Origin of the sequence: Bacillus cereus group sp. MG20 (assembly GCF_040459885.1) — a bacterium.
GTDB classification, from domain to species: Bacteria; Bacillota; Bacilli; order Bacillales; family Bacillaceae_G; genus Bacillus_A; species Bacillus_A cereus.
Map to the genome: position 1 here is coordinate 4,092,909 of NZ_JARVHF010000001.1, position 20,076 is coordinate 4,112,984.

The window sequence follows — 20,076 nt, forward strand, 5'->3', positions numbered from 1 at the left end:
AGGTGAAATACATGGATAAAGAATTAGCAAATACAATTTTAGATCAGCTGAAAAATGGTGAAATAACGGAGTATGTTGTTACGAAAGATGTATTTTATACGTTCAGAGAAGTTGTTGTAAATAGAGAAGACTTTAAGCATTTCATTGGTAACGCACAGCGAGGCGGGCAAGTGATTTATACATATTCAGAAACGCCACGTTCATAAAGGGGAATTTTGATCAGCAGGGCATCCCTCACTGATTAGTAACCTTCACCAACTGGACGTTTAATGTGGGATAAATAAAAGATAAAGGAGAGGGGAATTATGGGCGATTTTAAACAAGGCATTTTACCACATTGGGATTATATGTGGAAAGATAGAGCCGGCAATAGATTTATGGGAATGGTTATGTATCCAGAGAAACGAAAATGTTCAGCAAAAATGCTTCAGAAAATAAAAAGAGCATATGAAGAAGCGATAGAAATTAAAGTAACTGTACAAGTTCAACATACATATCAGTATGTTGAAGGAATGATTGTATACTTTGATGAAGAGGCTCCTGTATGTACAATGCTTGATAAAGATGAAAATCCACATCACATATTTGTAAAAGATATTTTGCGTATTGAGCACTCTGAATAAACTTTTCATAAATAAATTGAAGTTCCATAATAATAATCTTTTTCTATAATAGTTATCTTTTAGTATGTAACGAGAGACGAAAGTATATGTATAATATATTTAATAAGGTAAATTTGATAAATGTAATCGTTTTTTAGAGCAGATTATCGTTTTATATCTGTTCTTTTTTGCGTGATGCTGGAGAAATATATTTCTTCAGCATCTACCGTTTTATGACAAAATATATTGTTAACTTTTTTAAAAATAAGGTTAAATTCGTTGACAACTTTTTTGAAAAGCACTTTATTGACATGAGTTTTAGAATGTTGTTTCATAGTCATTGTATTGAAAAAAAACGGCTATCATGTCGAAAAGTAAAAGTTAAAAAAAGAAAGAATTTATACATATATCTTGTGTCTTATTTTGAAACGTAATACAATATATAGAGAAATCAAGAACAACATATAGAGAATATAGATTTGAGAGGGAGGGTCGGAAATGTTAGTTGCATATGATTCTATGACAGGAAACGTGAAGCGTTTCATTCACAAATTAAATATGCCGGCCGTTCAAATTGATGAAGATCTAGTAATAGATGAAGACTTTATTCTTATTACGTATACAACAGGTTTTGGCAATGTACCAGAACGTGTTTTAGACTTTTTAGAGCGCAATAATGAAAAATTAAAAGGCGTATCTGCAAGCGGCAATCGTAACTGGGGAGACATGTTCGGTGCAAGTGCTGACAAGATTTCTACTAAATATGAAGTGCCTATTGTATCAAAATTTGAGTTATCTGGAACAAATAACGATGTAGAATATTTTAAGGAAAGGGTGCGGGAGATTGCGACACATTGAACTGAATAATGAAATCACGCAAATGCAGGACGGTTTTTATCAGCTTCATAAAGATAAAGAGGCATTAGAAGTCTTTATGGAAGAAGCTAGAGAGAATACCGTTCCTTTTAATAGCGTGGCAGAGCGAATGGAGTATATGAAAGAACATGATTACTATTACAACGTTCTGGACGAGTATAGCTTGGAGGAAGTAGAGGAAGTATATAACATCGCTTATGGTGAAAACTTCGAGTTCCAATCTTATATGGCAGCATCTAAGTTCTACAAAGATTATGCGTTAAAAACGAATGATCAAAAACAATACTTAGAAAGCTATGAAGATCGTGTAGCAATTGTTTCATTATACTTAGGACGCGGTGATGTTTCGAAGGCAAGACAATTCGCAAGCATGATTGTAAAACAAAACTACCAACCAGCGACACCAACCTTTTTAAATGCGGGAAGAAGCAGAAGAGGAGAAATGGTGTCTTGTTTCTTGTTAGAGATGGACGATAGCTTAAATTCGATCGGCTTTAACATTAATACTGCGATGCAATTATCGAAAATCGGCGGGGGAGTAGCTTTAAACTTATCTAAGCTACGCGCACGTGGTGAGCAAATTAAAGGTATCGACAACGCTGCAAGTGGTGTAGTACCTGTTATGAAATTGCTTGAAGATTCGTTTTCATATGCGAATCAACTTGGCCAACGAAAAGGTGCCGGTGCAGTATATTTAAACATTTTCCATTGGGATATTATTGAATTCCTTGATACAAAAAAAATAAATGCCGATGAGAAGAGCCGTATTCAGTCTCTATCAATCGGAATTATCGTTCCAAGTAAGTTCTTTGAGCTTGCTGAGAAAAATGAGCCTTTCCATGTTTTCGCACCTTATACGGTTTATAAAGAATATGGTAAGCATTTAGATGATATTGATATTGATGAAATGTACGATGAATTAATGAGCAATCCGAAAGTGAAGAAGAAGCCACTAGATATTAGTGCACGTGATATGCTTATTAAAATCGCTATGATTCAGCTTGAGTCTGGTTACCCATACTTAATGTTTAAATCAAATGCAAATAATCAACATCCATTGAAGGATATTGGAACTGTGAAGATGTCGAACTTATGTACAGAAATCTTCCAGCTTCAAGAAACTTCAGAAATAAATGATTACGGTACAGATGACATTATCCGTCGTGATATTAACTGTAACTTAGGATCGTTAAATATCGTAAACGTAATGGAAAATAAAGAAATTCGTGAAGCGGTTCATGCAGGAATGGAAGCTTTAACAGCTGTTTCTGATATGACGATCATTCCGAATGCACCAACCGTGAAAAAAGCAAATGACGAGCTTCATTCAGTTGGACTTGGAGCAATGAATTTACACGGGTATTTAGCAAAAAATAAAATCGCTTATGAAAGTGCAGAAGCGAAAGAGTTTGCTCGTACATTCTTTATGATGTTAAATTACTACTCTATTGAGAAAAGTATGGAAATCGCTACAGAAAAAGGCGAGACATTTAAAGACTTCGATAAATCTGATTATGCGAATGGCACATACTTTGAAAAGTATGAAACGACAGATTACAGCCCAGTAACTGAAAAAGTTCAGCAACTATTTGAAGGAATTCATATTCCAACAAAAGAAGATTGGACAAGTTTAAAAGAGCAAGTGCAAAAGAATGGTTTATACAACTCATATCGTCTTGCCATTGCTCCAACACAATCAATCAGTTACGTTCAAAATGCAACTTCAAGCGTAATGCCGATCGTAAGTCAAATCGAATCAAGAACATATGCGAACGCGACAACATATTATCCAATGCCGTATTTATCAAAAGATACGTTCTGGTACTATAAATCTTCTTACGATATGAATCAGTTTAAATTAATTGATTTAATCGCAGAAATTCAAGAACATATTGACCAAGGAATTAGTACAATTCTTTACGTTAATAGTGATATTTCAACACGTGAATTAGCACGTTACTACATCTATGCACATAAAAAAGGCTTAAAGAGTCTGTATTATACGAGAACACGTAAATTAAGCGTGGAAGAGTGTGTGGCTTGTACCGTTTAATATAAAAAGTGAGACATGATGAGCAGGGTTTTCTGAACCCTGCTCATGCTTAGTTATCATATTTAGAGAAGGGGCGATTTAATGCGTGCGGTAAACTGGAACAAAAAAGAAGATGATTTTAGTTTAATGTTTTGGAAGCAAAACATCGCTCAGTTTTGGACAGAAGAAGAAATTGCGGTTTCGTCTGACAAAAATACTTGGGTGCAATTATCGAAAGAAGAGCAAATTGCTTATAAGCGTGTATTAGGTGGTTTAACACTTTTAGATACGAAACAAGGTGGCGAAGGAATGCCACTTGTACTTGTTCATCTTGAAAATTTACAAGCTAAAAGTGTATTAGCTTTCATGGGAGCTATGGAAGAAGTACATGCGAAGAGTTACAGTCATATCTTTACAACGTTAGCTACTGAAGAAGAAATTGATGATATTTTTGACTGGGTAGACAATCATCCATTACTTGAGAAAAAGGCCGGTATTATTACTGGTTACTATCGTCGTTTGTTAAAGCCTGAAGTAACGAAAAAAGAGCTGTATATGGCAATGGTAGCAAGTGTGTTCTTAGAAAGTTATTTATTCTATAGTGGATTCTTCTATCCGCTTTACTTAGCTGGTCAAGGAAAACTAACAGCAAGTGGTGAGATTATTAACTTGATAATTCGTGATGAGTCAATTCACGGCGTATTCGTCGGTATTTTAGCACAACAAATCTTCGCAGAACTTTCTGTAGAAGAGCAACAAGAAGTGCAAAAAGAAACACAAGAGTTATTAATGGAACTATATGAAATTGAAATGGCCTATACAGAAGAAATTTACACTTCTATCGGTCTTGTAGAAGATGTAAATCGTTTCGTTCGTTACAATGCGAATAAAGGGCTTATGAACTTAGGACTTGAGCCGAAGTTTGAAGAAGAAGAAATTAACCCAATCGTTTTAAATGGTTTACGTACAGATACGAAAAACCATGATTTCTTCTCTGTAAAAGGAAATGGTTACGTAAAAGCAACGAACGTTGAAAAGTTAGCTGACGATGACTTCGTGTTTAACTTTTAATATAGGATTATAAAGAAAAGCTGTCTTATTCATTGATAAGACAGCTTTTCTTTATAATTTTGTTTACATAACACTATTATTTCTATATAGCGATTTATGTTTGGGAAGTTCTATTCGGTTAACGGATAGAACTTTTTGTAATTAAATGGGTATTTACAAACTTTTTGTATTAGTGTATTATTTAACTAGTACACCGATACAAAAGGAGGGAAGAAATGAAAATAGAGTTTTCTCCAAATATACCAATTTACATTCAGGTAATGGAATACATAAAAAAAGAGATCGTAACAGGACATTTATTGCCTGGTGATAAAATTCCCTCTGTCCGTGAATTAGCGAGTGAATTACAAGTGAATCCAAATACGATTCAGCGTACATTTCAAGAGCTAGAACGGGATGGAGTTGTTGTAACACGTAGAGGAATGGGACGGTATGTAACGAATGAAGGGGAGAAAATTATGGAGCTGCGAAAAGAGATGGCGAAAGAATTACTTCATTCTTTTATAGATGGAATGGACAATTTAGGTTTTTCAGAAGAAGAAATTCTTACAATTCTTCGTTCTTCATTACATGATAAGAGGGAGGAGAGCCAATGACAGAGCTATTAAAAATAGAAAACTTATGGAAGAGATACGGATTAAAAGCAGTGATCCGTGAATTAAACATAGAGATTACGGAAGGGAAAATCGTTGGGCTTGTTGGAGATAACGGGAGCGGGAAAACGACGTTATTGAAAATGATTGCAGGCTTGCAACACCCTTCTGAAGGTAGTATCACAATAGACGGGAAAAAGGTAGGATTACAGACGAAAGAAATCGTTTCATTCATGTCCGATAAGCCAGTCTTTGATGATTGGATGACTGTAAAAGACGCTTTATTTTTCTACCGGGATTTTTATAAAGACTTCGATATTCAAAAAGCGGTAGATACGATTGCAGAATTTAAAATACCGTTAGAAGAAAAAATTACAGCATTGTCAAAAGGTATGATAGAGAAGCTGCAAATCATTTTAACATTTTCTCGAAAAGCGAAGCTATACGTACTGGATGAGCCATTGGGCGGGATAGATCCTCTTTCTAGAGAACATGTATTGGATCTAATTCTACAGTTCTATAGAGAAGATTGTACGATATTAATTTCCACTCACTTAATAAATGAAATTGAAAATATTTTTGATGAAGTGATCTTTTTAAAAGATGGAGAAATGGTTCTATATGAAAATGTAGAAGAAATTCGTTTTCAGAGAGGAAAAGCAGTTCATGAATTGTTTAAGGAGGTGTTTAGTAAGTGAAGTCAGTACTTTCCTATTTATGGAATGTAAATAAGAAAAGATATATTGTTACTTTTTTATTCTTTGTGCTAATTGAAGCTGTGTTATTTTCACAAATGATTGTAAGAAAAAGTGATGCAGCTATCAGTAGACAAGAGGGTATATTTGGAATCATTATGATTATATTTTTCTTTTATATTGTTTATATGTTTATACAAACAATGAAATCATATTCACGCTTACTAACTAATCCAATGTTACGACTTACAGCAATATCTGGGAAACAATATGTAATTTCTATGCTTATTTTCTCATTTATCGCAATGGCTATATGGTATGGGATATGTGGAATTCTTTTCTACGTAAGTTATATATTAGCTTTTCCTACGACTTCTGTATATGTAGAGGCAAAAGAGATTATGCAAGTAGGCATAATTAATAATTTAATATATACGATAAGCGATTTATTTGAGTTTTTGTTTAGTGTGTTACAAATCATATTAGTGATTACTCTAGTTAAGTTACTTACGAAAAAGAAAAAGGCGCAAAATATACTAATCGTTATTATTTTTCTAGTAATAAATATAGCGATTACTTTAGCGACAACCTTGCTAGGAAAATTAGCTCCAGCTTTCCAAGTATTGCGAAGAGTAGAATATCATAGTGAAAGCAAGAGTCTGTTTATTAATATGTTTCAAGAAAATGGATTTAACATTTTTAATATAAGTTTCATGGTAATGGTTAGTGCTCTAATAATATATGTAATTGCTTATATTATCGATAAAAAACTAGAAGTCTAAAGGAGGAATCAGCATTGGGAAACGTAGTAGTAAAGTTAGAGAATGTTCGAAAAAGGATTGGTGGAACGGAAATTATTCGTGGTTTATCATTTGAGGTTCGTGAAGGAGAAGTATACGGATTCCTTGGGCCGAACGGTAGCGGTAAGACGACGACGATCCGTATGATGACAGGTCTTATTTCAATGACAGAGGGCGATATTACAATTTGTGGACATAGTATTCGCTCGGAGCGTGAAAAGGCACTAGAGCAAATTGGAGCGATTGTAGAAAATCCTGAACTATATGATTATATGACAGGAATGCAAAACTTAAAGCATTTTGCGAACATGGCCATTACTCCAATTAGTAAAGAGCGCATTGCTGAGATTGTAAAGCTTGTTGAATTAGAGCATGCGATTCATAAAAAGGTGAAAACATATTCACTTGGTATGAAACAACGTTTAGGAATTGCACAAGCATTACTTCATCAGCCGAAAATCTTAATTTTAGATGAGCCGACAAATGGATTAGATCCAGCTGGTATTCGCCAAATTCGTGATTATTTACAACGTTTAGCGAAAGAAGAGAATATTGCTGTAATCGTATCAAGTCACTTATTGAGTGAAATTGAATTAATGTGTGATCGCGTTGTTATTATTAAACAAGGTGAGTTTGTACAAGAGTACAACTTACATGAAAAAGTGAAACATGATGAGGCAGTCGTTGTAGCGTTTGAAGTAGATGAAGTTCAGAAAGCAAATGAAATCATTAAAGGTAAAGCAAAAGGGAATGTAATTGTAGCATCTGTAACAAAAGACAACATTCCGCAACTTGTAAAAAAACTTGTTCATGCTGATGTGCTTGTATACGGAGTTACTGTTCAAAATAAAACGTTAGAGGATGAGTTCTTAGCGATTACTGGGGGAGTGAAAGCGTAATGTTTAAATTAATTCAAAATGAATTTTTAAAGTTGCATGCGAAAAAAGGTATGTATATTTTAATTGGTGTCATTGCGGCACTCGAAATTTTAGGTACTTTAGCAATGTTGAAGTGGGGAAAAGGTGATGAGTTTAAGGGGGCATATTTAGATTATGCAAACTCAGAGATTGGCTTAATTGTTTTATTTACAACGATTTTTGGGATTACACTTGCTGCCCGTACTCTTACTGATGAGTTCCAAAAAGGTACAATTAAACAATTGTTAATCCGTCCAAGAAAAAGACTTGCAGTTTTATTTTCTAAATATATTACAGTGTTATTAGCAATGTTATTTATCGTATTAGCTGGTATGCTAATTGCAATGATTATTGGCGGTATTGTAATGGATGGTAGTAAAACAGAATTAACGTTAGGAATCGTAATGAAGTCCACTTTATATCAACTACTTTCACCATTCTTTTTTGCAACACTTGCATTTTTCCTAGCAAATGTCTTTAGAAAGTCTGTATTACCATTAATTATTACGATGTTCCTATTCTTCTTACAAGGTGCAATTAACATGGTATTAATAATGTTTGCAAAAGGTGTAGCGAAGTTTGTAGTATTCAACCATTTGGATTTAAGAGCTTACGATAGTAATAAATTAATCAATGGTGGAATGGAACCAACATTTACAGAATTTACGTTTACAACTTCATTATTACTTGTAGCTGCATACTTTGTTGTGTTACTTGTAGCATCAAGTGCATTATTCCAAAAACGTGACGTATTATAATAAAAGAAATCCCCGCTTGTAAAAACGGGGATTTTTATTACATAAATTTCACTTGGATTGCAACTTGAAGAACAGCGATATGGTATTTTAAGAGCTATGCTGTTTGAAATGATTTGAGAAAAATAGGAAGGATTTCAACTATATTCATATTATAATTTAGTTATCCTGCTATTTATAGGGAAAAGATTGCCTATAAAGTACTGATTAAAGTTTTATTTTATTTTTACTATCTTTGGGGGTGTTCTATATGCACTATGCATTTTCACGTATAAGGCTACGTAGCTTTTTTGGATGGATGATTATAGGGGTGTTCCTTATAATGATACCATTAGGTCTAGCAAATGTTTCTGAGAATACGATGGAGGTTATTTCACAAATAACTGTATTTTTTGTATTTCCGTTACTTTGGCTATACGTAAAAACAAATAAAAATAATGTTGTATTTAACAGTTTTTTTGATAAGCCAGGGCGTTTATCTTGGGGATTAATTGTATTAGCAACGATAATGGGGATGATTTTTTCAGTTGGCATATCTCAGATTCAATTTTACATATTAGCACATACGTTACCGAATTTCTTAGTTACTATGCTAGAAGACGGAAATGTTATTAATACGAGTAACGTATATATGACGATATTTACTTTCATTTCAGCATGTGTGTTAGCACCTATTATGGAAGAGGTTATTTTTAGGGGGTTTTTCTTACAGCGAATGGCTCATAAATGGGGAATTAAAAAAGCTGTAATTATATCTTCAATTATTTTTGGCCTAGGACATTTTGATGTTATTGGTGCGTTCATGTTTGGTGTCGTTATGTGTCTTTTATACATAAAGACAAAAAATATATGGACGAATATAGCTGTGCACGCTCTAAATAATTTGATTGCAACAAGTATGCAATTTTTCGGTGGAGAAGAAAGTGGTACAATCTCAATTACTGAATTACAAGCGCAAAGTAATTTATGGATTGGTATCGGTCTTACAGTTGTTGGATTACTATGGTTAATTCCGTATGTTTGGAAACAATGGCGTACAGTAAAAGAAGTTGGCGTGCCACCAGTACGTTTTATAAATGAGCAAAAAGTAGTGAATTCATCACAAGAAAATGAAGTGTATAGTCAAGTGATCGTAACCGATAGATTGATGGCCATAGAGTTACCAGATGAGGCTGTAAATAAGCTTCGGTTAGAAGAAAATGATTATGTAACAGTAGCTGTAGAAGAAGATAAAATCGTTATAAAGAAAGCACATAATAGATAATTAAAAAGTAGCTCTTAGGAGCTACTTTTTAATTTGTAATAATTTCTACACGAAAATTATTACCGTTCTTTACATATTTAATATCTGTAACAGTGCGGACTGTCTTTAAAATCTCCACTTTTTCACCAATTCGCGGGATGGTCGGAACATTGTCCCAAATACCAAGCAAGTCATCTAATTGTGCCGTTTTTTCATAAAACCAGATTTTCAATGTAAAGCCCCTTTCTCGAATTTTATGTATTTTAATACATAATATATTATTTTTATTCTTATTGTAAGGGGTTTTTTTATAATTTATGAATAAAAATAAATTAATCTTCTGGGAAGATATGTTCAATATCAGGAGTAAGAGATACTTCTGATAATACGATATGAGAAACTGTCGTTGCATATGAAGAAACATCATTGATAAATTCTTCAAGTTCAACGAGTGAAGGAACAGAAATTTTTACAATGTAGCATAAGCTTCCTGTTACTCGGTAACAAAAACTTGCAGATGGATAAGACTGAATAAACTGTTGCATACGTGTTGTATCACCATTTTTTAAAGTGATTTCTAAAATACAATCTAAAACTAGTCCTGCTTTTTTATAGTCGATATCGATTGTATATTTTTGAATAACGCCTTCACTTTCAAGTTTACGAACACGTTCTGCAGTAGACGGAGCAGATAAGTTTACTCGTTTCGCCAATTCACGCATAGAAAGGCGACTATCATTATATAATTCATTTAAAATTTTTCGATCAACACGGTCTAGTTGCATTTGTAAATATACCTCCAGTAAAATAATGATTTTTGTAAAGGAAAAATATAAATTAAGATTCATATGAAATGTAAAGTGAACGTTATTTATTTTACAATAAAACAGAAGGAAATAGGAGGGAAAATGATGGAGAGAATTTCATTATCAAATGTAGGAGATACAAAGTTTCAAAAGTTATTAGGGCATAATTCGGATATATTACACTCGTGGAGTAAGTTAGAAGATACACTGTACAATAAAGGAACTCTTTCAGCAGAGTTGAAGGAGCAAGTGAGAAGAACATTAGCGTATGGGAATGAATGTCCGTACTGTATGGCAAAGGGAAGACCTGATGATGTGCAAAAGGCAGAGGAGATTGGTGTAGCCGTTACTTTTGCGCATACATTTGTTCATAACCGAAAAGCAATAGATGATACTATGTTTCACGTATTAAAACAATATTGGACAGAAAAAGAAATTGTAGAGCTTTGCGCCTATGTTTGCTTTATTACTGCGTCACAACAACTTGGTTTTCTATTTCAATTACAGCCAAATTAAGGGGGAAATGATGACAAATCAAATAGCACTTATCATAATCGATGTACAAAAGGCATTTCAATTACCAGATTGGGGCGAGAGAAATAATATTTTTGCTGAAGAAAACATGAGAATTTTGTTAGAAGAATGGAGAAAAAGGGAACGACCAGTTTTTCATATTCAACATGTAAATAAAGAAAATGCTCAGTCAATGTTTTATGAGAGAGCGGAAACGGTAAACTTTAAAGAAGAAGTGCAACCACTACTTGGTGAAGTGGTTATTCAGAAATTCGTTAACAGCGCGTTCATTGGGACAAATTTAGAAGAGCAATTAAGAAAGAACAAATGTAATGCAGTAGTGGTTGTAGGATTAACGACAAATCATTGCGTGGAAACTACGACACGAATGGCAGGGAATTTAGGATTTACAACATATTTAGTGAGTGATGCAACGGCTACTTTTAACCGTATAGGTTTAGATGGTAAAGAGTATAGTGCAGAAGATATTCACAATATGACACTTGTAAATTTACATGAAGAGTTTGCTACGATTGTGACGACAAAAGAAGTGTTAAAATTATTTTAAGAAAATAATTGCGAATTATGTAGAAAAAAATAAGAATATTTCGTATAATCTAAGTACAATCATTTTGAAAATAGGGGTGGCATCATATGGAGCAAATTTCAGTAAAGAAATTAGAAGAGGTACTTGTTGTAGCAGGGGAGGATAAACAGAAGCAAAAGGAATTTTATGAATTGCTCTTATCTACTGAGTTTTATGTTGCTGGTTCACTAGAAGCAGAGGACGGGGCAACAGAAGGAATACTTCGTTTGCGTCATTTCCAAGGAGAAGGTAGATGGATCGTTCCGTTCTTTACACAAATGGAATTTGTAAAAGATGTGTTGCCAGAAGGAACGCCCCTTATTACGATACGTGGGAAAGAGTTATTTGGTAGCATTGAGAAAGATGCTACAGCTGTATTAAATGTTGGCACTGATATAAGTAAAACATTTATTCCAGAAGAAATTGCAGATATCGCATCTGGACGAATTTTTAATTATTATAAGTAAAAGTAAAAGTAAAAGTAAAAGGAAAAGCGTAATCGCTTTTCCTTTTACTTTTTAATTTGAATATGAAGTGGCTATACCAGAAGAAATAGAGACTGTTTTATTATTCGTGTTTATTGTCGCTGTAGCTCCAAGTGGAATACCGATGTTTGGACTTATATGTCCAATTGGTAAATCGAATAGGACAGGTATATGATATGGCGCGAAATATTCATATAATATTGTTTGCACTGATTGAGATGGCTTTGAAGGAGTGCAGTCGTGACAACTTGTGAAAATAACGCCCCTGCATTCATTAAACTTTCCAGATAAAAGTAGCTGATTTAACATACGGTCAATGCGGTACGGTTCTTCACCAATGTCTTCAAGTAATAAAAGTGTATTGTCCGTATTTATCTCGTAGGGCGAGCCAATTATACTTGCTAACACAGCTAAATTTCCTCCAACTAACGTACTTGTAACTGTACTGTGGGAGCTAGGTACGATACATTCTGATGCAGATAAAATGGTTGAATACGGATGGAATAGCTGATTAAAAGAGGATAAAGATAGGGAATCAATACCTTTTCCTAGTTCTTCAATCATCGGACCATGAAATGTTATAAGCTTTGCATAACGTGAAACAGCAGTATGTAAAGCTGTAATATCGCTATATCCCCAAAAGATTTTTGGATTCTGCCTAATAACTTCATATTGAATGTGAGGAAGAAGACGAGCACTTCCATAACCACCTCGTGCACAAAAAATTGCCTTCACTTCATTATTTGTAAATGCTTCATGTATATCGTCAAGCCGAACTTGATCACTTCCGGCTAAAAATCCATATTTCTCGTAAACACTCTTCCCGATTATTACGGATAACCCCATCTCTTGTAATACATTCACACCTTTTAATACATTTTCGATTGTAGGTGGACCAGATGGTGCAATAATCATTACTGTATCACCTTGTTTTAATGCATTTGGATAAATCATTAAGCTCAGCCTCCTTCTCTTTCAATATATTCGCTTCATATGAAGTTCAACCCTTGCAAAAGCAGGGGAAAGCTTATCAAATAAAGAAGATATAAGGGAAATAGGAGGGAAAATGATGTTTACAAGTCGAGTAACAGACATATTAAAAATTGAGTATCCCGTTGTTCAAGCCGGTATGGCAGGCGCGATTACGACGCCAGAACTCGTTGCAGCAGTAAGTAATAGCGGAGGATTAGGGACGCTTGGGGCGGGCTATATGAGCCCAGAACAAATTGGTGAAGCGATTTATAGAATAAGAGAACTAACAGATAAGCCTTTCGGTGTTAATTTACTTGTAACGAAAGAGATACAAATAGAAGAAGAGAAGGTAAATGAGGCGAAAATATTACTAAGCGGAGTGAATAGAGAATTAGGTATAGAAGTAGAAGGAACGTTAAAGCTTCCAAAAAGCTATAAGGAACAATTACAAGTGTTATTAGAAGAAAAAGTACCGGTCGTTAGCTTTGCATTTCAAACGTTAGAAAAAGAAGAAATAGATGACTTAAAAAGAAGTGGAATAAAGGTTATCGGAACAGCTACCCATGTGACAGAAGCAAAAGTACTTGCAGAATTAGGGGTAGATATAATTGTCGGTCAAGGCAGCGAGGCAGGGGGGCATAGAGGAACATTTGTCGGGAAAGAACAAGATGCTATGATTGGTACTTTTGCGTTAATACCTCAGTTAGTAGGGGCTGTTCCGCATATCCCAATTGTCGCAGCAGGTGGTGTAATGAACGGACAAGGGCTTGTTGCGGCATTGGCACTAGGAGCAGAAGGTGTTCAAATGGGATCGGCCTTTTTAACAAGTGAAGAGAGTATTACGCACGATGTGTATAAAGAAGCGGTTTTACATAGTACAGATACGAGCACAACGGTAACTCGTGCGTTTTCCGGGAAATATGCACGGGGTATCCGGAATGAATTTATAGAGAGACATGAAGGAAAAGAAGAAGGGCTTCCGATGTATCCAGTGCAAAACGTATTAACTTCTAAAATACGCCAAGAGGCAGCGAAGCAAAATAAGGAAGAATATATGTCACTTTGGGCAGGACAGGCAGCATCGTTGGCACGAATCGAATCAGCTCAGCATGTAGTGGAGCGAGTTATGAAAGAAGCGGAGAATGCAATCGAGCAATTACAAAATATATACAAAAAGACCACTTGAGTAATTCAAGCGGTCTTTTCATTAGTTTGCTTTATAAAATTGTTGGATGGCTTCGTCGATGTAAACCCAGCCTTTCCAACCTAAGTGCATATGATCTTTTAAGAAGTATTTATCGTATTCATGATTTGAGAAGTCGGCAATTGGATAACCAGCTTTTTCGATTTGCTCATGAACTTTCTTATAGTATGCTTCGCGGCGTTCTTTCGGGAATCCAGCGTAGTCGTACCAAGGACCTTTGACAGGAACAGAAATGAAGAGTGGTTTTGCACCAGATTGTTTTAATAAATCAAGTACAATTTGTAAATCTTCATATTCTGGCGATTGGTCATAAGCATCATTTTTTAAGTAACCTTCACGTTGCTTTAATTTTTTCTTAATTTTGCTATTGAAATAATCATCTTCAATACCGTATTCATTAGATCCAGATTCTACTGCACCTGTTTGATCCGCATGTTTACGAGCCTCTTCCCAGTTCATTTGTTTTAATGAAGGATCAAGCTTTTCTTTGTGCGGTTTAATATTAAACATAGCTGTAAATAAATCTTTACGATCTAAAATGTTACGATAAATATAAGCGAAAGGTTTAGCAGCAAGTGCTTTTACTTTATACTTCGTATCATCATAAGCAATGCCTTCAAGCGAAATTTTTAATAAAGTTTCTTTTTTTACAATCTCAAAGTTTAATAAACGCTTTGCAATTTGTTTTTTCATTTCAGGTTTTAAATCATTGTTGAAAATGAAATGGTAACCTTGTTGCTTTGAAAAGTTAGGTGCAAAGTGCGTTTCATCAATACCTTGTGGTACAAACCATTGCGGAGAAAGAACGAATACCATTTTCTTATCTTTCAATTGATCCATTGTAGATGCGAAGTTTAACACATGTACAAGGTCTTGTGTTCCGCCGCGTCCAAGAAGGAATGGCGTAAATCCTTCAGGCTTTACTTTAAAATAATTAGATGGATGGAAAGCATCCATACGTGCGAATTCCGATGAACCGTACATCGGAAGATATTTTGGATCTGCTAACATCTTTTGCTGTAAAATCATACTTTGAATTTTTTCTTCTTTTAAAGAAGTAGCAGCTTGTTCTACTTTTTCATCACTTAAAAGTGGAAGTAGGAAGCGCGTTGGAATAAGTAAGAATACAGCAAAAAGGGCCAATGCTAAAAGCATCGGACCAAATTTTGCTTTGTTCATCGGATTTCTTCCAACTTTTTAATAACCATGTTTGGTGTAGCCCACTCGTCACGGTCAAAATCAGAAATAGAAACTTCAATATCTAAACGCTCTTGGAATTCAACTAATAAAGATACTACAGCGAAAGAATCAAGGATACCTTCTTCAAATAATTGAACATCTAAGTTTTCTTTCACAATATCGTTTTCACATACTTCTTCTAAAATATCTAATACTTGCTCTTTGAATTCTGCCATTTTTAAAATCTCCTTTATATCCGAAATATATTATATGTGCAACTTCTTAATGGAATAAGAAGGGTGCATTAAAAGTATCTGTTAAGGTGTCCAGAGAAAATTAGGAAACCGAAACATACAACGTGGAACGTAATTACAATCGCAAGGACGTGTGTAAATTTATTGTTTGGCCAAAACTTATGCTTTTTGTTTTTTCGTTCGAAAATATCAAATAAAATAAACAGTGCGGCATGATATAGACCATAAATAACATACTGCGCAACAGCGCTTCCTTGGATGTGCCAAATTCCCATAATGAAAAAGTTTAAAAATGCACCGATATACGAAATTGTGTAACGGTTCTTAATTAACTTTTTCTTCGTTGCAAAAAAGACGAAACGCATGTAAATAAAATCACGGAACCAGAATGATAAACTCATGTGCCAGCGGTTCCAGAAGTCTTTAATATTACGACTAAGGAATGGCTTATTAAAGTTTTCTGGCGTTTTAATTCCCATCATATAACTTACACCAATTACAAAAGAGCTATAACCAGCAAAATCAAAGAATAGATATAAGCTATAGCTATACATGTAAATCATATTTGAAAAGATTGTATCGTGTTGAGCGAATGCTGGATCCATGCAATATTGCTTTATTAAGTAAGCAATAATAAATTTATACAAGAAACCTTGGAAAATACGATTTAGTCCTGTATATAGTAAATTTTGATATTCTTCAGCGCTAGGTGGCTTTTGAATATCTTTTTGGAATCTTCGGTAACGATCGATAGGTCCTGTTGAAATCGCAGGGAAGAATAAAACAAATTCCCAGAAGTTAAAGAAAGAAAGCTCTTTAATTAAACCATCGCGAACTTCAAATACCATTTGAACTGCTCTGAATGTTACGTAAGATATACCTAGAAAAACAACAAGTTTTAACTCAGGTAATAACGATGCAAATGGTGCGATTTTTGCCAAAATAAGAGGCAAAATCGATAAAATAACAGCTATGCAAAATGTGAATGTACTATTATTTTGTTTTCTTAAAATTAAATAGCCTTTAATAAGGACATATTGCCAAATAATAAATGTAGCTAACATCATTGCTTGCTTTGGTTTATCTGAGAAGATAATAGCAAGCATGACTAATGTTAAAACGGCATTATATTTACGCAACATTTTACCTTTTAATCCAGCTATGATAGTAGGTATTAATAAAATGCCCACTATAGCGAAAAAATAAAATGATCCATATGCGGTCATGCTGTAACCTCACTCAATAATTTTTTGCGATCTACCTTTCCATTTGGTGTCATTGGAATAGAAGATTGATACATGAATTTACGTGGAATCATGTAGTTTGGTAATCGCTCATTGAGTTCTTTTTTGATTGCAGATGTTAATTTGAATTCTTTTTCAAATGAATGCTCTCCAGGAACAACAACCGCTAATAAATAATCGTATTTCTCACCTTTTTTAATTGGAACGATAACTGCTCCTTCTACGTAAGAACAAGCACGAAGGTGATGCTCAATTTCTTCTAATTCCATTCGATAACCATGCAGCTTAATTTGGAAATCAAGACGACCATTATAGAATAGAAGACCATTTTCAACATAGCCAGCATCGCCTGTTTTATAGGCACGCTCACCGTCAATCATAGTAAATGCTTTTTCTGTTAATTCAGGGCTTCCTAAATATCCAACGCTTACGCTTGGACCGACAATTACGATTTCACCTTTTTCACCATCAGGTGCAATCGTGCCATCTTCTTTCATAATAAGAAGGCGACAGTCTGATTTACAATAGCCAACTGGAAGTGATTTGTATTGATCAAGCACTTCTTCTGTCACGTGAATACCTGTTACAGCGACAGTAGCTTCTGTTGGACCATACGTATTCATAATTGTTGCTTTCGGGAAACGCTCAATTAATTTTCTAGCTACTTCATTTGGTAACACTTCACCGCAGAATAAGAATGTTTTCATGTTCGGTAGCATATTCTCAGAGAAAGATGCTTCCATTAAACACATTTCAGCGAAAGAAGGTGTGGAAGTCCATACTTGAATATCCGATTGCTCTAAAGAAGCAAACAAGTCTTTTGGACGCGCAATCATATCTTTATCGATTGCCCAAAGTGTACCACCTGTTACTAATGATGGGTAAATATCCATTACAGATAAATCGAATGAGAAAGGTGCTTGGTTTAAGAATACTTGTCCTGTTTGTAAGTTGAAATCTTCTACAGCCCATTTTGTAAAGCTAACAAGGCAGTTATAAGTAATCTGAACCCCTTTCGGATTACCTGTGCTTCCTGATGTGTAAATAATGTAGAAGTTCTCATCACCTTTTACCGCATGTTCAGGATTTGGAGTGTTCCCTTTATGAGTAAAGAAAATATCTTTTAAGTTGTCTTCACTTACGATGCGAACTGGTAAATCAGTTACAGTTACTGCTGTTGCCGATAAAAGTAATTTCGCACCAGAATTTTCAGCAATACGTTGTACACGATCAGCTGGGATAGATAAATCTACAGGAATGTAAGCATGTCCAGCTTTTACACATCCTAAAAAGTTAATAATCATTTCAGGTTGCATATGGCCATACACCATAATTGGTGAACGATCGTCTGGATACTCAGAAGAAATCCAATGTGCTAACGCATCAGAATCTTCCTTTAATTGTTTGTACGTAATTTTCGCATCTCGCCAAACAAAAGCGGTTTGATCAGGCGTTTCTGCAGCCCACTTTTCAATTTGTTCTAATAACTTCATAACGTTCCCACCCTAGAATTCATTGTAAATAAATGTACTTGTGTTTGTATCATGGAATCCATACAACCAAAGTAATGCAAATAAAATTGCAAGATAATAAACCGTCTTTGCAACCCATTGTGTGAGTGGTCGAGACCATATCTCTTTTAATCTTTCCATGTCTTTCCCTCTCTTAATGAAATAATAGCTCTTTGTAGGTATCATGTCCTACATTATTGTGAAAAAAACAAAATCCCACATTTTAGGTAAAAATAAGTCAAAAGGCTCTTTTCTGATATTAGCACTAAATACTAAAAAAGAAAATCCCTAACTTAGCAATTATATTACATTCAGCATGAATTTGTAATGGGTTTGACATGTAAATAGAAAGTGGATTGTGTGAATACATAAAAGTGGACTATAAGAATACGTAAAAATGCAGTATTTGTTTTTATTAATCATTTAAGACGGAGTAAAATTTTAAATTTCTAGTTCTTTTGAAAAGGAGGAAATTATCATGAATAGAGTGTGGAAGAGTCTAATTTCGGAAGAAAATATCGTGAAATGGAGAAGGCATTTTCATAAGTATCCGGAATTATCATTTCATGAAAAAGAAACTTCGCAATTTATATATGATACATTATGCTCATTTTCTTCTTTTGAAGTAACGAGACCGACGAAGTATAGTGTACTAGCCATCAAAAGGGGTGTGAAGCAAGGGAAAGTAATTGCGATTCGAGCTGATATAGATGCTTTGCCAATTCAAGAGGAGACAAGTAAATCTTATACATCTGTGAATAAAGGAATGATGCATGCATGTGGGCACGATGCTCACGCAGCTATATTATTAAGTACTGCAGAGGTGCTTAATAATATGAAGGAAGAGTTTGTAGGAGAAATTCGTCTATTCTTTCAGCATGCAGAAGAAGTATACCCTGGTGGTGGACAAGAAATGGTCGAGGCGGGTGTTATGGACGGTGTTGATTATGTAATAGGTTTACATGTTATGTCTGGCTTGGAAAGCGGGAATGTAGGAATTGTATATGGACCGATGATGGCAGCACCAGACGTATTTACAGTTGAGATCCAAGGCAAAGGAGGGCATGCGGCGCGGCCAGAAGAAACGATTGATCCTATCGCTATCGGAGCGCAGATTATTACAAATCTACAACATATCGTATCTAGAAATACAAGTGCTTTCATGCAAAGAGTCGTTTCAGTTACGCAGTTTCATGGGGGAGTGGCTGACAATATTATTCCTAGTACAGCAACTTTAATGGGAACTGTTCGTTCATTTAATCAAGCATTGAGGGTGGAAGCAGAAGGGAAAATCGAAAAAATTGTGAAAGGAATTACAGAAGCACATGGAGGATCGTATACATATACGTATCGATATGGATATGATCCGGTTATTAATGATGAATATATTACGAAAATAGTAGAAGAAAGTGCACTACATTTGTTTGGGAATGAGCATGTTGTGAAGCTTGAACCTTCTATGGGTGGGGAAGATTTTTCAGCATATTTAAGAAAAGCACCCGGTTGTTTCATTAAATTAGGAACAGGTAATGAAAATATATATACTTGTTATCCACATCACCATCCGAAATTTGACGTGGATGAATCAGCATTAATTTGTGGAGTGGAGCTATTTTTAGAGACGACTATAAGATTACTAAAATCATAGAAAAACAAAAAAAGGCAACTGCGCTCTATCGCAGTTGCTTTTATTTCTTTCCGTCAGAGAGGGCTGAGAAAGAACTATGCTCATTTATAG

Annotated in this window: 24 protein-coding genes; 16 read left to right on the forward strand and 8 right to left on the reverse strand. The window is 34.7% G+C overall.

Annotated features, from left to right (window positions below):
* Window positions 1–11: 11 nt before the first annotated feature.
* The 11 genes from QCI81_RS20995 (at window position 12) to QCI81_RS21045 (ending at window position 9,605) form a co-directional block, all read left to right on the forward strand.
* Complete coding sequence (locus QCI81_RS20995) at window positions 12–206, forward strand: hypothetical protein (RefSeq protein WP_000356686.1); 195 nt, start codon at window positions 12–14, stop codon at window positions 204–206.
* Between the two features lie 99 nt (window positions 207–305).
* Window positions 306–623: a hypothetical protein gene (locus QCI81_RS21000; RefSeq protein ID WP_000502199.1), complete on the forward strand. Its 318-nt coding sequence runs from the start codon at window positions 306–308 to the stop codon at window positions 621–623.
* A gap of 477 nt (window positions 624–1,100) precedes the next feature.
* The gene (gene nrdI / locus QCI81_RS21005) at window positions 1,101–1,460 is read left to right on the forward strand and encodes a class Ib ribonucleoside-diphosphate reductase assembly flavoprotein NrdI (RefSeq protein WP_000959447.1); all 360 of its coding nucleotides are present in this window, start codon (window positions 1,101–1,103) and stop codon (window positions 1,458–1,460) included.
* Entirely contained in the window at window positions 1,447–3,531 is a 2,085-nt protein-coding gene (gene nrdE, locus QCI81_RS21010; RefSeq protein ID WP_001215839.1) for a class 1b ribonucleoside-diphosphate reductase subunit alpha, read from the forward strand. Before nrdI ends, nrdE begins: the two co-directional genes overlap by 14 nt.
* A gap of 81 nt (window positions 3,532–3,612) precedes the next feature.
* Complete coding sequence (gene nrdF / locus QCI81_RS21015; protein ID WP_016513116.1) at window positions 3,613–4,581, forward strand: class 1b ribonucleoside-diphosphate reductase subunit beta; 969 nt, start codon at window positions 3,613–3,615, stop codon at window positions 4,579–4,581.
* 215 nt (window positions 4,582–4,796) lie between these two features.
* Complete coding sequence (locus tag QCI81_RS21020; protein WP_000687503.1) at window positions 4,797–5,177, forward strand: GntR family transcriptional regulator; 381 nt, start codon at window positions 4,797–4,799, stop codon at window positions 5,175–5,177.
* Complete coding sequence (locus QCI81_RS21025; protein ID WP_000137747.1) at window positions 5,174–5,872, forward strand: ABC transporter ATP-binding protein; 699 nt, start codon at window positions 5,174–5,176, stop codon at window positions 5,870–5,872. The genes QCI81_RS21020 and QCI81_RS21025 overlap by 4 nt, the downstream gene beginning before the upstream one ends.
* Window positions 5,869–6,651, forward strand: a complete 783-nt coding sequence (locus QCI81_RS21030) for a hypothetical protein (protein WP_000843919.1) — start codon at window positions 5,869–5,871, stop codon at window positions 6,649–6,651. The genes QCI81_RS21025 and QCI81_RS21030 overlap by 4 nt, the downstream gene beginning before the upstream one ends.
* A 14-nt stretch (window positions 6,652–6,665) precedes the next feature.
* A complete protein-coding gene (locus QCI81_RS21035; RefSeq protein WP_000528820.1) occupies window positions 6,666–7,568 on the forward strand; it encodes an ABC transporter ATP-binding protein in 903 nt (300 codons plus the stop codon).
* A complete protein-coding gene (locus QCI81_RS21040) occupies window positions 7,568–8,344 on the forward strand; it encodes an ABC transporter permease (protein WP_000475422.1) in 777 nt (258 codons plus the stop codon). Before QCI81_RS21035 ends, QCI81_RS21040 begins: the two co-directional genes overlap by 1 nt.
* Window positions 8,345–8,591: 247 nt before the next feature.
* Window positions 8,592–9,605, forward strand: coding sequence for a CPBP family intramembrane glutamic endopeptidase (locus tag QCI81_RS21045; RefSeq protein ID WP_000558812.1), 1,014 nt, complete (start codon window positions 8,592–8,594; stop codon window positions 9,603–9,605).
* Window positions 9,606–9,633: 28 nt separating this feature from the next.
* On the opposite strand, the gene QCI81_RS21050 is transcribed toward QCI81_RS21045, so the two are convergent.
* Complete coding sequence (locus tag QCI81_RS21050; protein ID WP_000707107.1) at window positions 9,634–9,816, reverse strand: DUF3913 family protein; 183 nt, start codon at window positions 9,814–9,816, stop codon at window positions 9,634–9,636.
* A 100-nt stretch (window positions 9,817–9,916) separates the two neighbouring features.
* Complete coding sequence (locus QCI81_RS21055; RefSeq protein WP_001175498.1) at window positions 9,917–10,369, reverse strand: Lrp/AsnC family transcriptional regulator; 453 nt, start codon at window positions 10,367–10,369, stop codon at window positions 9,917–9,919.
* A 123-nt stretch (window positions 10,370–10,492) separates the two neighbouring features.
* Here QCI81_RS21055 and QCI81_RS21060 point away from each other — a divergent pair, with 123 nt between their 5' ends.
* The 3 genes from QCI81_RS21060 (at window position 10,493) to QCI81_RS21070 (ending at window position 11,956) form a co-directional block, all read left to right on the forward strand.
* Complete coding sequence (locus tag QCI81_RS21060) at window positions 10,493–10,906, forward strand: carboxymuconolactone decarboxylase family protein (RefSeq protein WP_012593181.1); 414 nt, start codon at window positions 10,493–10,495, stop codon at window positions 10,904–10,906.
* A gap of 10 nt (window positions 10,907–10,916) precedes the next feature.
* Window positions 10,917–11,471, forward strand: coding sequence for a cysteine hydrolase family protein (locus QCI81_RS21065; RefSeq protein WP_000184429.1), 555 nt, complete (start codon window positions 10,917–10,919; stop codon window positions 11,469–11,471).
* 86 nt (window positions 11,472–11,557) lie between these two features.
* Window positions 11,558–11,956: an SseB family protein gene (locus QCI81_RS21070; protein WP_071730706.1), complete on the forward strand. Its 399-nt coding sequence runs from the start codon at window positions 11,558–11,560 to the stop codon at window positions 11,954–11,956.
* Between the two features lie 51 nt (window positions 11,957–12,007).
* Here the strand turns inward: QCI81_RS21070 and QCI81_RS21075 are convergent, their stop codons facing one another.
* The gene (locus tag QCI81_RS21075) at window positions 12,008–12,928 is read right to left on the reverse strand and encodes a S66 peptidase family protein (RefSeq protein WP_071730708.1); all 921 of its coding nucleotides are present in this window, start codon (window positions 12,926–12,928) and stop codon (window positions 12,008–12,010) included.
* A gap of 115 nt (window positions 12,929–13,043) precedes the next feature.
* On the opposite strand from QCI81_RS21075, the gene QCI81_RS21080 reads away from it, so the two are divergent.
* Entirely contained in the window at window positions 13,044–14,132 is a 1,089-nt protein-coding gene (locus QCI81_RS21080) for an NAD(P)H-dependent flavin oxidoreductase (protein WP_000495274.1), read from the forward strand.
* 21 nt (window positions 14,133–14,153) lie between these two features.
* Here QCI81_RS21080 and dltD read toward each other — a convergent pair whose 3' ends face one another.
* The 5 genes from dltD to QCI81_RS21105 form a co-directional block, all read right to left on the reverse strand.
* Window positions 14,154–15,329 carry a D-alanyl-lipoteichoic acid biosynthesis protein DltD gene (gene dltD, locus QCI81_RS21085; RefSeq protein WP_001030272.1) on the reverse strand — a complete coding sequence of 392 codons (1,176 nt, stop codon included), beginning with the start codon at window positions 15,327–15,329 and terminating at the stop codon, window positions 14,154–14,156.
* On the reverse strand, window positions 15,326–15,565 hold the full coding sequence (gene dltC / locus QCI81_RS21090; RefSeq protein ID WP_000807310.1) for a D-alanine--poly(phosphoribitol) ligase subunit DltC: 240 nt from the start codon (window positions 15,563–15,565) through the stop codon (window positions 15,326–15,328). Before dltC ends, dltD begins: the two co-directional genes overlap by 4 nt.
* Before the next feature lie 68 nt (window positions 15,566–15,633).
* Window positions 15,634–16,809 (reverse strand): D-alanyl-lipoteichoic acid biosynthesis protein DltB, encoded by a 1,176-nt coding sequence (gene dltB / locus QCI81_RS21095; RefSeq protein ID WP_071730712.1) that lies wholly within the window; start codon window positions 16,807–16,809, stop codon window positions 15,634–15,636.
* Complete coding sequence (gene dltA / locus QCI81_RS21100) at window positions 16,806–18,320, reverse strand: D-alanine--poly(phosphoribitol) ligase subunit DltA (RefSeq protein WP_000770502.1); 1,515 nt, start codon at window positions 18,318–18,320, stop codon at window positions 16,806–16,808. The genes dltB and dltA overlap by 4 nt, the downstream gene beginning before the upstream one ends.
* 12 nt (window positions 18,321–18,332) lie before the next feature.
* Window positions 18,333–18,479 (reverse strand): teichoic acid D-Ala incorporation-associated protein DltX, encoded by a 147-nt coding sequence (locus QCI81_RS21105; RefSeq protein ID WP_000440293.1) that lies wholly within the window; start codon window positions 18,477–18,479, stop codon window positions 18,333–18,335.
* A 337-nt stretch (window positions 18,480–18,816) separates the two neighbouring features.
* On the opposite strand from QCI81_RS21105, the gene QCI81_RS21110 reads away from it, so the two are divergent.
* Window positions 18,817–19,986 carry an amidohydrolase gene (locus QCI81_RS21110; RefSeq protein WP_071730713.1) on the forward strand — a complete coding sequence of 390 codons (1,170 nt, stop codon included), beginning with the start codon at window positions 18,817–18,819 and terminating at the stop codon, window positions 19,984–19,986.
* Window positions 19,987–20,076 lie beyond the last annotated feature (90 nt).

Coding starts and splice junctions, on each gene's coding strand:
- QCI81_RS20995 (WP_000356686.1), top strand. CDS start 12: ATGGATAAAGAATTAGCAAATACAATTTTAGATCAGCTGAAAAATGGT.
- QCI81_RS21000 (WP_000502199.1), top strand. CDS start 306: ATGGGCGATTTTAAACAAGGCATTTTACCACATTGGGATTATATGTGG.
- nrdI (WP_000959447.1), top strand. CDS start 1,101: ATGTTAGTTGCATATGATTCTATGACAGGAAACGTGAAGCGTTTCATT.
- nrdF (WP_016513116.1), top strand. CDS start 3,613: ATGCGTGCGGTAAACTGGAACAAAAAAGAAGATGATTTTAGTTTAATG.
- QCI81_RS21020 (WP_000687503.1), top strand. CDS start 4,797: ATGAAAATAGAGTTTTCTCCAAATATACCAATTTACATTCAGGTAATG.
- QCI81_RS21025 (WP_000137747.1), top strand. CDS start 5,174: ATGACAGAGCTATTAAAAATAGAAAACTTATGGAAGAGATACGGATTA.
- QCI81_RS21040 (WP_000475422.1), top strand. CDS start 7,568: ATGTTTAAATTAATTCAAAATGAATTTTTAAAGTTGCATGCGAAAAAA.
- QCI81_RS21045 (WP_000558812.1), top strand. CDS start 8,592: ATGCACTATGCATTTTCACGTATAAGGCTACGTAGCTTTTTTGGATGG.
- QCI81_RS21055 (WP_001175498.1), bottom strand. CDS start 10,369: ATGCAACTAGACCGTGTTGATCGAAAAATTTTAAATGAATTATATAAT.
- QCI81_RS21060 (WP_012593181.1), top strand. CDS start 10,493: ATGATGGAGAGAATTTCATTATCAAATGTAGGAGATACAAAGTTTCAA.
- QCI81_RS21065 (WP_000184429.1), top strand. CDS start 10,917: ATGACAAATCAAATAGCACTTATCATAATCGATGTACAAAAGGCATTT.
- QCI81_RS21070 (WP_071730706.1), top strand. CDS start 11,558: ATGGAGCAAATTTCAGTAAAGAAATTAGAAGAGGTACTTGTTGTAGCA.
- QCI81_RS21075 (WP_071730708.1), bottom strand. CDS start 12,928: ATGATTTATCCAAATGCATTAAAACAAGGTGATACAGTAATGATTATT.
- QCI81_RS21080 (WP_000495274.1), top strand. CDS start 13,044: ATGTTTACAAGTCGAGTAACAGACATATTAAAAATTGAGTATCCCGTT.
- dltD (WP_001030272.1), bottom strand. CDS start 15,329: ATGAACAAAGCAAAATTTGGTCCGATGCTTTTAGCATTGGCCCTTTTT.
- dltC (WP_000807310.1), bottom strand. CDS start 15,565: ATGGCAGAATTCAAAGAGCAAGTATTAGATATTTTAGAAGAAGTATGT.
- dltB (WP_071730712.1), bottom strand. CDS start 16,809: ATGACCGCATATGGATCATTTTATTTTTTCGCTATAGTGGGCATTTTA.
- dltA (WP_000770502.1), bottom strand. CDS start 18,320: ATGAAGTTATTAGAACAAATTGAAAAGTGGGCTGCAGAAACGCCTGAT.
- QCI81_RS21105 (WP_000440293.1), bottom strand. CDS start 18,479: ATGGAAAGATTAAAAGAGATATGGTCTCGACCACTCACACAATGGGTT.
- QCI81_RS21110 (WP_071730713.1), top strand. CDS start 18,817: ATGAATAGAGTGTGGAAGAGTCTAATTTCGGAAGAAAATATCGTGAAA.